The sequence below is a fragment of the Proteus faecis genome, from assembly GCF_030286765.1.
In the GTDB taxonomy this organism is placed as follows: domain Bacteria; phylum Pseudomonadota; class Gammaproteobacteria; order Enterobacterales; family Enterobacteriaceae; genus Proteus; species Proteus faecis.
Genome location: NZ_JASVWV010000007.1, coordinates 1 through 12,967, shown reverse-complemented (window position 1 = coordinate 12,967; position 12,967 = coordinate 1). Strand labels below are relative to the sequence as shown.

General features: G+C 40.0%; 11 protein-coding genes and 1 riboswitch. Of the genes, 9 read left to right on the top strand and 2 right to left on the bottom strand.

Annotation, left to right across the window (positions count from 1 at the left end):
* The first annotated feature begins 43 nt into the window (after positions 1-43).
* The 5 genes from argC to oxyR all read left to right on the top strand — a co-directional run bounded on the left by argC (position 44) and on the right by oxyR (position 5,693).
* Entirely contained in the window at positions 44-1,048 is a 1,005-nt protein-coding gene (gene argC, locus QSH13_RS10555) for an N-acetyl-gamma-glutamyl-phosphate reductase (protein ID WP_109398448.1), read from the top strand.
* 20 nt (positions 1,049-1,068) lie between these two features.
* Entirely contained in the window at positions 1,069-1,842 is a 774-nt protein-coding gene (argB, locus tag QSH13_RS10550; RefSeq protein ID WP_109398447.1) for an acetylglutamate kinase, read from the top strand.
* 75 nt (positions 1,843-1,917) lie between these two features.
* Complete coding sequence (locus tag QSH13_RS10545) at positions 1,918-3,126, top strand: argininosuccinate synthase (protein ID WP_109398446.1); 1,209 nt, start codon at positions 1,918-1,920, stop codon at positions 3,124-3,126.
* 76 nt (positions 3,127-3,202) lie between these two features.
* Positions 3,203-4,585, top strand: a complete 1,383-nt coding sequence (argH, locus tag QSH13_RS10540; RefSeq protein ID WP_109398445.1) for an argininosuccinate lyase — start codon at positions 3,203-3,205, stop codon at positions 4,583-4,585.
* A 190-nt stretch (positions 4,586-4,775) separates the two neighbouring features.
* Positions 4,776-5,693: a DNA-binding transcriptional regulator OxyR gene (gene oxyR, locus QSH13_RS10535; protein ID WP_023583455.1), complete on the top strand. Its 918-nt coding sequence runs from the start codon at positions 4,776-4,778 to the stop codon at positions 5,691-5,693.
* On the opposite strand, the gene sthA is transcribed toward oxyR, so the two are convergent.
* Positions 5,685-7,082: a Si-specific NAD(P)(+) transhydrogenase gene (sthA, locus tag QSH13_RS10530; protein WP_023583456.1), complete on the bottom strand. Its 1,398-nt coding sequence runs from the start codon at positions 7,080-7,082 to the stop codon at positions 5,685-5,687. The two genes, oxyR and sthA, sit on opposite strands and share 9 nt — an antisense overlap.
* A gap of 199 nt (positions 7,083-7,281) precedes the next feature.
* Between sthA and fabR the strand changes: the two genes are divergently transcribed.
* Together fabR and QSH13_RS10520 are read left to right on the top strand one after the other, a co-directional pair.
* Positions 7,282-7,968 (top strand): HTH-type transcriptional repressor FabR, encoded by a 687-nt coding sequence (fabR, locus tag QSH13_RS10525; protein ID WP_072064633.1) that lies wholly within the window; start codon positions 7,282-7,284, stop codon positions 7,966-7,968.
* Entirely contained in the window at positions 7,968-8,369 is a 402-nt protein-coding gene (locus QSH13_RS10520) for a YijD family membrane protein (RefSeq protein WP_109398444.1), read from the top strand. The genes fabR and QSH13_RS10520 overlap by 1 nt, the downstream gene beginning before the upstream one ends.
* 123 nt (positions 8,370-8,492) lie before the next feature.
* Here the strand turns inward: QSH13_RS10520 and trmA are convergent, their stop codons facing one another.
* A complete protein-coding gene (trmA, locus tag QSH13_RS10515) occupies positions 8,493-9,590 on the bottom strand; it encodes a tRNA (uridine(54)-C5)-methyltransferase TrmA (RefSeq protein WP_109407009.1) in 1,098 nt (365 codons plus the stop codon).
* A 111-nt stretch (positions 9,591-9,701) separates the two neighbouring features.
* Positions 9,702-9,908: riboswitch (cobalamin riboswitch) on the top strand.
* 69 nt (positions 9,909-9,977) lie between these two features.
* Between trmA and btuB the strand changes: the two genes are divergently transcribed.
* Together btuB and murI are read left to right on the top strand one after the other, a co-directional pair.
* On the top strand, positions 9,978-11,834 hold the full coding sequence (gene btuB, locus QSH13_RS10510; RefSeq protein WP_286039113.1) for a TonB-dependent vitamin B12 receptor BtuB: 1,857 nt from the start codon (positions 9,978-9,980) through the stop codon (positions 11,832-11,834).
* Entirely contained in the window at positions 11,779-12,645 is an 867-nt protein-coding gene (murI, locus tag QSH13_RS10505; RefSeq protein ID WP_196544854.1) for a glutamate racemase, read from the top strand. Before btuB ends, murI begins: the two co-directional genes overlap by 56 nt.
* Positions 12,646-12,967: the final 322 nt, after the last annotated feature.

Genomic DNA, 12,967 nt, shown 5'->3' with positions numbered 1-12,967 from the left:
ATACATTAATCGGTTTGTGTTCATAGTACAAGGTAAGAATGACATGTTAAATACTCTGATTGTAGGAGCAAGTGGTTACACTGGCGCTGAATTAGCCGCCTATCTTCAGCAGCATCCTCATGTGAATTTGAGCAGACTGATGGTATCCGCTCAAAGTGCAGATGCAGGAAAGTGCTTTTCTGAACTTTATCCACAATATCGTGGCTTAGTGGATCTCCCACTTGAGCCGATGGTTGATGTTGCTAAAGCCGCTGAAAACATTGATATCGTTTTTCTCGCAACGGCTCATGAAGTCAGCCATGACATCGCCCCTGTTTTTTTAGAGCAAGGTTGTGTGGTATTCGATTTGTCTGGTGCCTATCGAGTACAAAACAAGCATTTTTATCAACAATACTATGGATTTGAGCATAAAAATACTGATTGGTTATCACAGGCAGTTTATGGGCTGGCTGAATGGAATGCTGACATGATTAGTCAGGCTCAATTAATCGCTGTGCCAGGGTGCTATCCAACAGTCTCTCAGTTGTCATTAAAACCTTTAGTAGAAGCGGGATTTTTAGATACAGCACAGTGGCCAGTTATTAATGCGACTAGCGGGGTGAGTGGCGCAGGTAGAAAAGCCTCCTTAACCAGTAGCTTTTGTGAAGTGAGTTTGCAACCTTATGGCGTGTTTACTCATCGTCATCAACCTGAAATTGCAACACATCTGGGTATCAATGTGATTTTTACACCTCATTTAGGCAATTTTGCCAGAGGGATCTTAGCCACTATTACCTGTAAGTTAAAAACAGGCGTGACACAAGAGGATGTCAGACAGGTTTTTGAAGATGCTTATCAAGATAAACCATTAGTGCGTGTTTATGAAAAAGGGTTACCTGCATTAAAAGCCGTTGTAGGAACAGCATTCTGTGATATTGGGTTTGCTCAACAAGGTGAACATCTGATTGTCGTCGGTGTTGAAGATAACTTGTTGAAAGGGGCTGCTGCACAAGCAGTGCAATGTATGAATATTCGGTTTGGTTTCGATGAAACCGAATCACTTATTTAAATAATGAGTAGGGAAGTTTCATGGAACCATTAATTATCAAACTGGGTGGTGTGCTCCTTGATAATGAAGAAGCGTTAACGCGGTTTTTCACCGCATTACAACAGTATCGCTCAACGTATTCTCGTCCTTTAGTTATCGTGCATGGTGGTGGCTGTTTAGTGGATGAGTTGATGGGTAAATTGCAATTGCCTGTGGTGAAAAAACAGGGGCTTCGTGTCACACCTGCTGATCAGATAGATATCATCACAGGAGCACTTGCCGGAAGTGCCAATAAAACCTTGTTATCGTGGGCAACTAAGTTTGGGCTTAATGGCGTGGGGCTTTCTTTGGGGGATGGGCAATTAGCGAAAGTGACTCAAATTAATGAAGAGTTAGGCCATGTAGGAAAGGCCAATCCCGGCTCTCCTGATTTACTCAATTTACTATTGGGTGCTGGCTATCTACCTATTATCAGTTCTATTGGTATGACAGAACAAGGTGAGCTGATGAATGTGAATGCTGACCAAGCAGCAACCGCTATTGCTGAAACATTAGGCGCTGATTTAGTCCTGCTTTCCGATGTTAGTGGCATTTTAGATGGTAAAGGTCAGAAGATTGCCGAGATGTCAGCTGAAAAAGCACAGATGTTAATCGATCAAGGCATTATTACTGACGGCATGATAGTGAAAGTAAACGCAGCATTGGAAGCGGCTAAAACGCTAGGACGACCTGTTGAAATCGCAAGTTGGCGCCATGCTGAAAAACTGACGACATTATTTAATGGTGTTGCAGTAGGAACTCGTATTTTAGCTTAAAAAATCACTCTAGAAATCTTATCGCTATTTGATAGTTGGCGGATTTAAACAAATTGGGAATTGAAGGTTATCACTATGACTAAAGGTATTAAGAAAATTGTATTGGCATACTCTGGCGGATTGGATACATCGGCAATCATTCCTTGGCTAAAAGAACATTATGATAACTGCGAGGTTGTCGCTTTTGTGGCAGATGTGGGTCAAAGCCGTGATGATTTAGTTGGTGTAGAACAAAAAGCATTGGCATCAGGGGCTTCTGAGTGTCATATCGTCGATTTACGTGAAGAATTTATCAAAGATTACGTTTACCCAGTATTAAAAACAGGTGCTTTATATGAAGGTAGCTACTTATTAGGTACTTCAATGGCACGTCCTGTTATCGCTAAAGCACAAGTTGAACTAGCCTTAAAATTAGGTGCTGATGCTGTTGCTCATGGTGCAACGGGTAAAGGTAATGATCAGGTTCGTTTTGAAAGCACTTATGCGGCACTGGCTCCACAACTGAAAGTGGTTGCGCCTTGGAGAGAGTGGGATTTACGTTCTCGTGAAGCGTTATTGGATTATCTAAAAGTTCGTAATATCCCAACAACAGCAACCCTAGAGAAAATTTATAGCCGTGATGAAAACGCATGGCATATCTCAACAGAAGGAGGGGTATTAGAGAGCCCGTGGAATGCCTCAAATGAAGATTGTTGGGCATGGACCGTCGATCCTAAGAAAGCCCCAGAAACACCAGAATTAGTCACGGTTACAGTAAAAGCGGGTGAAGTTGTCGCAGTAAACGGTAAAACACAATCACCTTTTGAATGTTTAGATACATTAAATACATTAGGTGTGAAGCATGGTATCGGACGTATTGATATTGTTGAAAACCGTTTAGTGGGAATGAAATCTCGTGGCTGCTATGAAACCCCAGGGGGAACTATCATGATGGCGGCTTTGCGTGGTGTTGAACAACTTGTCCTTGATAGAGATGCATTTAAATGGCGTCAGCAATTAGGCTTAGAGATGTCTTATGTCGCTTATGATGGACGTTGGTTTACGCCAATTCGTGCTTCACTACAAGCTGCTGCTGAAGCACTGGCAAAAGATGTGAATGGTGAAGTGGTGTTAGAGCTTTATAAAGGTCATGTGAATGCAATTCAGAAAAAATCAGACAACAGCCTGTACTCTGAAGAGTTTGCAACCTTTGGTGAAGACGAAGTTTACGACCACAGCCATGCTGAAGGTTTTATCCGTCTATATTCTCTGCCATCACGTATTCGTGCATTGAGCAAGAAATAACGTAAGACAATAGAGTGGTGCGAATAAGCATCACTCTCACTCTTTTTATTATACAGAACAAATACAGGAAGCGATTATGGCACTCTGGGGTGGACGTTTTAGTCAGGAAGCAGATCAACGGTTTAAACAATTCAATGATTCACTGCGGTTTGATTTTCGACTGGCACAACAGGATATCTTTGGTTCAGTAGCTTGGTCTAAAGCGTTAGTCACCGTTGGTGTGTTATCACAAGATGAACAAGCTCAACTTGAGCAAGCTTTAAATGAATTATCAGAAGAAGTAACGGCAAACCCTCAGTCTATTTTGCAAAGTGATGCAGAAGATATCCATAGTTGGGTTGAAAGTAAGCTTATTGCCAAAGTGGGTGATTTAGGTAAAAAACTACATACGGGGCGTAGCCGTAATGATCAGGTCGCTACAGACTTAAAATTATGGTGTAAAGAAGAAGTGATTCATCTTCGCCAAGCGATTGTTGAGCTACAAAAAGCCTTAGTTATTACCGCAGAACAAAATCAAAATGCGGTAATGCCGGGTTACACCCATTTACAGCGTGCTCAGCCAATAACTTTTGCACATTGGTGTTTAGCATACAATGAAATGCTAGCCAGAGATGAAAGTCGCCTAGCTGATGCATTAAAACGTTTAGATATCAGTCCATTAGGTTGTGGGGCTTTAGCTGGAACGGCTTATGATATCGATCGTGAACAATTAGCGGGATGGTTAGGTTTTGCGAGTGCAACCAATAATAGCTTAGATAGCGTATCCGATCGTGATCATGTTTTAGAGCTCTTATCCTCTGCAGCTATTGGTATGGTGCATTTATCTCGTTTTGCAGAAGATCTTATTTTCTTTAATAGTGGTGAAGCGGGATTTATTGAATTATCAGACAAAGTGACCTCTGGCTCATCATTAATGCCACAAAAGAAAAACCCAGATGCACTTGAGCTTATCCGTGGGAAATGTGGACGAGTACAAGGTGCATTAACGGGTATGATGATGACCTTAAAAGGTCTACCTCTCGCTTACAATAAAGATATGCAAGAAGATAAAGAGGGGTTGTTTGACGCTATCGATACATGGTCTGATTGTTTGCATATGGCAACCCTTGTTCTTGATGGGATCCAAATTCGTCGTCCTCGTTGTGAAGAAGCCGCGAAACAAGGTTATGCTAATGCCACTGAACTGGCAGATTATCTTGTTGCCAAAGGTGTACCATTTCGTGAAGCTCACCATATTGTGGGTGAAGTGGTTGTTTGCGCCCTTGAGCAAGGTAAAGCGATTGAAGAACTTCCTCTTTCTGAATTACAGATGTTTAACAGTAAAATTATGATTGATGTGTACGATATTTTATCGCTCCAATCTTGTTTGGATAAACGTCTTGCCAAAGGTGGTGTTTCTCAAAAACAGGTCGCTTATGCGATAGCAAAAGCCAAAGAAGTTTTAAATATAAATAAATAAGAAAAGAGTTTATTTAAGACAACTTACTGTTATTAAAAAAGAACAGGGTGAATCTCACTCTGTTTTTTTATTTTAAATTGCCGATAATATCGAAAAAGAGAGACAGAATAACATTCGACTGATAGAAAAATTTATCAGTTACTATATTATCTATAGTCATTAACTATCAGCAATAAATGTGGGATCTGCAATGAATATCCGTGACTTGGAATATCTGGTGGCTCTAGCTGAGCATAAACATTTTCGTCGGGCGGCAGATTCTTGCCATGTGAGCCAGCCAACATTAAGTGGCCAAATTCGTAAACTTGAAGATGAACTCGGTGTAATGTTACTTGAAAGAACGAGCCGTAAGGTTTTGTTTACTCAACAAGGCTTATTGCTGGTGGATCAAGCGAAAACCGTTTTACGTGAAGTCAAAGTGCTACAAGAAATGGCTTCATTGCAAGGTGAAAGTATGGCCGGGCCTTTACATATCGGGCTTATCCCTACAGTTGGTCCTTATTTATTGCCTCACATCATTCCTGAATTACATAAAAACTATCCTAAGTTAGAGATGTATCTTCATGAAGCACAAACTCATAGCTTATTAGCTCAATTAGATAGCGGAAAACTCGATTGTGCCATTTTAGCAATGGTAAAAGAGAGTGCGCCGTTTATTGAAGTGCCTTTATTTGAAGAGCCGATGAAGTTAGCTATTTATGAAGGACATCCATGGCATGAACGTGGATCTGTGCCGATGGGTGACTTAGCGGGTCAACGTTTATTGATGTTAGAAGATGGACACTGCCTACGCGATCAAGCGTTAGGGTTCTGTTTCCAAGCGGGTGCAAAAGAAGATACTCATTTTAGAGCAACAAGTTTAGAAACCCTACGTAATATGGTCGCTGCCGGTAGTGGAATTACCTTATTACCTGATTTATCCGTCCCTCAAGAACAAAAGCGTGATGGGGTGTGTTATCTAGAATGTACAGATCCTAATCCATCACGTTCTATTATTTTGGTTTATCGTCCCGGATCGCCTTTGCGTAATCGTTATGAACAATTAGCAGAGACAATCCGTGAACATATGACCGCATTTTATGCAGAAAAACAAAACGCATTAAAATAAGCGGTTTAAACCATTAAGAGCCGCAACACGATAGGCTTCAGCCATTGTTGGATAGTTGAAGGTGGTATTAACGAAATACTCGATAGTATTGCCTTCACCTTTTTGTTCCATAATTGCTTGACCGATATGAATAATTTCAGCAGCACGTTCACCGAAGCAGTGAATACCTAAAATTTGCTTGGTTTCGCGGTGGAAGAGAATTTTCAAACTCCCTACATTCATGCCTGCAATTTGTGCTCTTGCCAAATGTTTAAATTGAGAGCGTCCCACTTCATAAGGGATTTTCATTGCAGTGAGTTGCTGCTCTGTTTTACCAACAGAACTAATTTCAGGAATGGTGTAGATCCCCGTTGGAATATCTTCAATTAAATGTGTTTCTGATTTACCAGTTGTGATAGCCAAAGCCGCAATTCGGCCTTGATCATAAGCGGCTGAAGCTAGGCTTGGATAACCAATGACATCACCGACTGCATAAATGTGTTCACAACTGGTTTGGTAATGTGCATTAACAGAAACTTGTCCACGACTATCTGTTTTGATACCCACGTTCTCTAAGCCTAGAGTGTCTGTATTTCCTGTTCGACCATTCGCATAAAGTAGGCAATCTGCTTTGACTTTTTTACCTGATTTTAGATGAACAATAACCCCATCATCGACACCTTCAATGCTTTCATATTCTTCATTATGACGAATAACAATGCCGTTATTCCAGAAGTGATAAGAAAGTGCATCAGACATCTCTTGATCAAGGAAAGACAATAGGTGATCACGAGTATTAATTAAGTCTACTTTTACTCTTAATCCTCTAAAAATAGAGGCATATTCACAACCAATAACACCGGCACCATAAATAATGACATGATGAGGCTCATGCTCTAAATCGAGAATAGTGTCACTGTTATAAATACGAGAATGAGAAAAATCGACATCTGGCGGGCAATAAGGACGTGAGCCTGTTGCAATAATAAAACTATCAGCCGAAAGAATATCGCAAGTGCCATCAGGATAACGCACGCTGATCCGGTGCTCGTCAATAAATGCAGCTTCACCTGAATACATCGTACAATTATTACGTTCGTAAAAACCTTGGCGCATTTTAGTCTGCTGATTAATTACGGTACTGGCTTGGCGAAGTATTTGGGAGAAAGAGGAGTTAATCAGACGAGATTGGTCACTGTAAAGCGGGTTTTGATTAAATTCGATAATACGACTTACTGCGTGACGTAGGGCTTTTGAAGGAATGGTTCCCCAGTGAGTACAGCCCCCACCAACTTTGTTATAACGTTCTATAACTGCGACGCGCTTTCCTTGTTTAACAAGCCCCATGGCCGCGCCTTCACCACCAGGACCTGAACCGATCACAATTGCATCGAAATGAGAATGTTGCATAGGAAGAGACCTGTTTTATACAAACCGACAACGCTATATTAACATTACAATGAATAATAGCCCAACGGACATTAAGGGCATTAGTCACACTTTGTTGAGTTTTTATGAGAATGTGTCTTGAGAGATGATTGTACGCACTGCTTTTTTAACAAAGTTTGATATATTGAGTATAAACCAAATTAGGATTATCAGGATTTCTGTGAGTAATAATATTGGCATCAGAGCTAAACAAAAAGAAAAAACCCGTCGCTCTTTAATTGAAGCAGCTTTTAGCCAACTCAGTGCCGAGCGTAGCTTTACAAGTCTAAGTTTACGAGAAGTGGCTAGAGAAGCTGGTATTGCACCCACCTCATTTTATCGTCATTTTAAAGATGTTGATGAACTTGGGCTGACCATGGTTGATGAAAGTGGATTGATGTTACGTCAATTAATGCGCCAAGCACGTCAACGTATTGCGAAAGGCGGTAGCGTTATCAGAACATCAGTAGCAACTTTTATGGAATTCATTGGTAATAATCCTAATGCGTTTCGATTATTACTTCGTGAACGTTCTGGGACTTCTGCTGAGTTTCGTGCGGCTGTCGCACGAGAGATCCAACATTTTATTGCAGAACTGGCAGACTATCTTGAGCAAGAGAGTCATATGCCACGCTATTTTACAGAAATGCAATCTGAAGCAATGGTCACTATTGTATTTAGTGCAGGCGCAGAAGCACTGGATATCGATATTGAAAAGCGTCAACAATTAGAAGAAAGATTAGTTATACAACTGCGAATGATTGCTAAAGGTGCCTATTATTGGTATCGACGTGAGCAAGAAACGCAAATACCTCAACAAGATAACCCAGAGATAAAGAAAAAAACGCATCAGAAAGGAGACAAATGATGGAACAAAATCGCTGTGAAAAAAGCACGCTATTACTTGCCACAGTCATTGGTGTCGCTTTACATGGTACATATTCAAGCTTTTTTAATCCGTTGATTGAGACGTGGTCGGTTTTCCCACTCATCAGTTTAATCTTGGCAGTTTACTGTTTATATCAGCGCTATTTAAATCAACCTATGACTGATGGAATGCCTAAGTTGATTTTTTCATTCTTTTTATTAGGCTTATTCGGTTATAACGCTTACACCAGAACCGTTAACCCTGAATGGGGTTCAAATTTCTTCTCTTCAGTTTGTATTGTTATCGTTGCGTTATGGATTTATCGTCAGTTCAAACATCGTCAACGTTTACGTATACAGGCAGAGGAAGCTGAGAGAGCATCACAAGCAGAACAGTACTAGTCTGTACTTATCTCTTTGTTGTAAACACAGCGAAATTTTGACACCAGCAAGTGATCTTGCTGGTGTTTTTGTTTTTATTCGTACTATTGGGGATTTTTTATCTATAACAAGTGAAATATGCAGTTATCTTTTTTCTAATAACACGCCACATTCCATATGATGAGTATATGGAAATTGATCAAATAAAGCTAACTTTTTGATTTTATGTGTTTTTATTAGGGTTTCTAAATTTTGGCACAGTGTTTCTGGATTACAAGAAATGTATAAAATACGAGGGTAAGTTTTAACCAACTCTACTGTTTTCTCATCTAAACCACTACGAGGTGGGTCAACAAAAATGGTTTCACATTGGTAATCTTTTAAATCAATCCCTTCTAGGCGTTTAAATTCCCTTACACCATTCATTGCTTGAGTAAAATCTTCCGCAGACATGCGAATAATCTTCACATTATCAATATGATTCATTGCAATATTATATTGCGCGGCATAAACAGAAGGTTTTGCAATTTCAGTTGCCAGTACACGATCGAAATTACGCGCGAGTGCTAATGAAAAGTTGCCATTACCACAATACAGCTCAAGCAGATCGCCTTTTGCATTTTCCGTTGCCTTTAATGCCCATTCCAACATTTTAATATTGACCTGAGCATTAGGTTGCGTGAAGCTATTTTCAACTTGGCGATAAATCATCTCTTTGCCAGCGACGGGTAATACTTCATCAATAAAATCGTTATCAAGCATAATTTTTGTTTTATATGCACGACCGATTAATTGCACATCAAAACCTTGAGCAATTAATGATTGGCGTAATGCCATTGCTTCTTGTTGCCAAGTTTCATCAATTTTCTTGTGATAAAGCAGTGAGACAATAATTTTATTACTCAACGTAGAAAGATAATCAATCTGAAACAGTTTCTTTCTGAGTGTTGGTTTATCTTTTATTTCTGCCAACAAGACAACCATCATTTTATTAATCAGTTGGCTGGCAACCGGAAATTGGTCAACACGAATACGCTGCTTAGTCTTTTGGTCAAACATAATATGATAGAGCGCGTCTTCTTCATGCCAGATACGGAATTCCGCACGCATACGATAATGCTGTTCTGGTGATGAAAAAACCTCTGCTTCAGGCGCATTAAAAGGTGCCATCATTGTTTGTAAACGTTGTGTTTTTTCATTCAGTTGAGACTGATATGTTTGCGTTGGTAATGAATTCTGCATGGTATCTCGCCTTTTTTGGCAGTAATAAAATTAAGCGAGCGAAATTGTAGAGATCCTCATGAAGATGTCCAGTATTCTTCATGTTCAATTTCTGGACTCAGTGGATTTGAAATCGTAGCATAGTTATTCGGTCTCCTAATAGGAGTGAAAAGGGAATCTGGTGCAAAGCCAGAACTGACGCGCAGCGGTAATAGGATCAAGGATAATAAAAGACACTACAAGTACCTTAATAAGTACCGTGGGAAGTCATTATCTTAAATACACAAAATTGTTTATTTAACCTAGAGTCCGAAGACCTGCCGAAGACCTGTCGCATCTTTAATTAAATACGCGTTTTATTTAATTTGGGCGGCATCCTGCTACTTATTCTGTTGGATGCAGATTTTCATGAATAATAAAAAAGTTTTTCTTATTTCAAATATAGCGTTGAGTGTAATGGTGGGCAGTTTTAGTGCGTTTGCGAATAACAGCGATACATTAAGTGTGACAGCAAACCGCTTTCAAGAGCCTGACTCGTCTATTTTAGCGCCTATCACTGTTGTTGAACGTGAACAGATCGATCGTTGGCAGAGTAATAGTGTTATTGATGTGTTACGCAGAATGCCCGGTATTGATGTGGGGCAAAACGGTGGAATAGGGCAGCAAAGCTCAATATTTGTCAGAGGTACAAATTCAAACCACGTGCTGATTTTAGTGGATGGTGTGCGTTTAAATCAGGCGAATGTATCTGGTAGTTCTGATATTAGCCAAATTCCCCTTTCTCTTGTTCAACGTATTGAATATATAAGAGGGCCTCGCTCTTCTGTTTATGGCTCTGATGCAATTGGTGGCGTGATTAATATCCTCACAGAAAGAAAAACAGAAGGAGGAACGCTTAATGCCACAATGGGTTCGCATGGTTATCAAGAATATGATGGTTCTATAAAACAGAAAGTCGGTGATAGAACGACATTAACTGCAGCGGGCAGTTATCTCTATACTAAAGGTTATGATGTAGAGGCGAATGGCAATACTGGTGGACATCCGCAACCCGATCGCGATGGTTTTATGAATAAATCTCTGTGGTTAGGTGTTAACCACGATGTTAACGATGATGTTTCTTTATATGCACGGGCTTATGGTTTCGATAATCGCACAGCGTATGATGCTTATTATGACAGTTATAATAAAACGTTAACGGATACAAGAGCTCTCTTTAGTCGTACCTATGATGGTGGTGTAAAGTTTCATCGTGATAATTACTCTTCTTCTTTAAATGCCAGCTATAACTACACCAAAGATTATGACTATGATCCCCGTTACGGTCGCTATGGTAAAGGAAGCCGTTTTACTAATTCGGAGCAATATAATGTGCAGTGGGGTAATCACCTTCTATTAGGCAATGGCAGTATTGGTGGTGGTGTTGATTGGCAACGTCAATCTGTTAAAGAAGGCTCTAACGGATTTCCTAATAAAGAACATTTCGATAATACAGGCTTATATCTAACCGGACAGCAAAAGTTAGGCAATGTGATTGCTGAAGCATCGGTACGTTCTGATCATCATTCTGAATATAATTGGCATACTACGTGGCAATCTAATTTAGCGTGGGAGTTTGTTGAAGGCTATAGCGTGATAGGGGGTTATGGTACAGCATTTAAAGCACCTACATTGATGCAACTTTATAGTGAATGGGGAAGTAATCCAGATTTACAACCTGAAAAAAGTAAACAGTGGGAAGGTGGATTTGAAGGCATAACGGGGCCTTTAACGTGGCGATTAACAGCATATAGAAACCGAATTAATAATCTTATTCAGTCAGATCCTAATCAAGGTTGGAAAAATCATAATATTGGCGAGGTGTTAATTAAAGGTGCTGAATTTACAGGGGAACTGGATACATGGGTTTTCCATCATACCTTTAATTATCAATATATAGATGCAAGAAATAAAGAAACGCACCAACGTCTTGATCGTCGAGCGCGTCAACAACTGAAATATCAGCTTGATTGGCAAGTAGAAAAACTCGATATGGGGGTAACTTACCAATATATCGGTCAACGGACAGATAAAGATTATGGAACTAATGAGAATGTTTCTTTAGGTGGTGTGAGTATTTGGGATTTAACTGCGTCATATCCTATTACATCACATCTCTCAATTCGTGGTAGAATAGCCAACCTGTTTGATAAAGATTATGAGACAGCTTATGGCTATCGCACGCCAGGACGTGAATACTTCCTTACAGGAAGCTACAACTTCTGATGTACAACTTACCGCTAACCCTACTGTATTGGTTTTTGATTCAGGGGTTGGCGGTTTATCTGTTTATCGTGAGATCCGTGAAAAATTACCGGATGCTCATTATATCTATGTTTTCGATAATGAAGCTTTTCCGTATGGTGAGAAATCACAAGAATTCATTATTGACCGTGTTGTTCGAATAGTTAGCGCGGTTGCTGAAAAGCATGATCTCGCCACCATTGTTATTGCTTGTAATACAGCAAGCACAGTGAGCCTCCCTGCTTTACGTGCTAAGTTTATTGATATTCCTATTGTGGGTGTTGTACCTGCTATTAAACCGGCAGCTAAATTAACCTGTAATGGCGTGGTTGGATTATTAGCAACAAGAGCAACAGTTAAGCGTCCTTATACCCATGAACTTATTGAACGCTTTGCGACTGATTGCAAAGTTCACTCTTTGGGTTCGGCTGAGCTGGTGGAGCTAGCGGAGAAAAAACTTCATGGTGAATCCGTTTCTTTAGATGCGCTTCGTAAAATCCTTATACCTTGGCTAAAAATGAAAGAACCACCGGATACTGTGGTATTAGGTTGTACACATTTCCCTTTATTAGCTGATGAACTTCTTTCTGTTTTACCTGATGGCACACGAATTATCGATTCTGGTGCTGCAATTGCACGAAGAACTGCGTGGTTGGTCGTAAATCAAGCGAAAATAAAAGGTTCAAATGAAATTAGCTTCGCTTATTGCTTAAAAGAAGATGAGAATAGTGAATTATTAAAACCTGTTTTAGCGGGCTTTGGTTTTGAATCGCTTAGAAAACTGGCACTTTAAGTGCAATTTGATTGAAAATTCAACGGTCAGTAAAAAAACTCAAAAAAAGTATTGCCAGCTTCACAAAACTCCCTATAATGCGCCCTCGTTGTCACGGCAAACCACGCTAAGTGAGTTAGCCGAGAGAACAAAGAAAAAAAGTGAAAAGCCTTGAAAATAAACGCTTGACACTGAATGAGGAAGATGTAGAATGCACCTCCTCGCAACAACGCAGAAGACCGGAAACGGCAGCGAATGTTGCACTGCTCTTTAACAAATTATCAGACAATCTGTGTGGGCACTCGCAGAGACGATATCTTCTAAAATATTAGATGTATCAAGT

Coding starts and splice junctions, on each gene's coding strand:
- argC (WP_109398448.1), top strand. CDS start 44: ATGTTAAATACTCTGATTGTAGGAGCAAGTGGTTACACTGGCGCTGAA.
- argB (WP_109398447.1), top strand. CDS start 1,069: ATGGAACCATTAATTATCAAACTGGGTGGTGTGCTCCTTGATAATGAA.
- QSH13_RS10545 (WP_109398446.1), top strand. CDS start 1,918: ATGACTAAAGGTATTAAGAAAATTGTATTGGCATACTCTGGCGGATTG.
- argH (WP_109398445.1), top strand. CDS start 3,203: ATGGCACTCTGGGGTGGACGTTTTAGTCAGGAAGCAGATCAACGGTTT.
- oxyR (WP_023583455.1), top strand. CDS start 4,776: ATGAATATCCGTGACTTGGAATATCTGGTGGCTCTAGCTGAGCATAAA.
- sthA (WP_023583456.1), bottom strand. CDS start 7,082: ATGCAACATTCTCATTTCGATGCAATTGTGATCGGTTCAGGTCCTGGT.
- QSH13_RS10520 (WP_109398444.1), top strand. CDS start 7,968: ATGGAACAAAATCGCTGTGAAAAAAGCACGCTATTACTTGCCACAGTC.
- trmA (WP_109407009.1), bottom strand. CDS start 9,590: ATGCAGAATTCATTACCAACGCAAACATATCAGTCTCAACTGAATGAA.
- btuB (WP_286039113.1), top strand. CDS start 9,978: ATGAATAATAAAAAAGTTTTTCTTATTTCAAATATAGCGTTGAGTGTA.
- murI (WP_196544854.1), top strand. CDS start 11,779: ATGGCTATCGCACGCCAGGACGTGAATACTTCCTTACAGGAAGCTACA.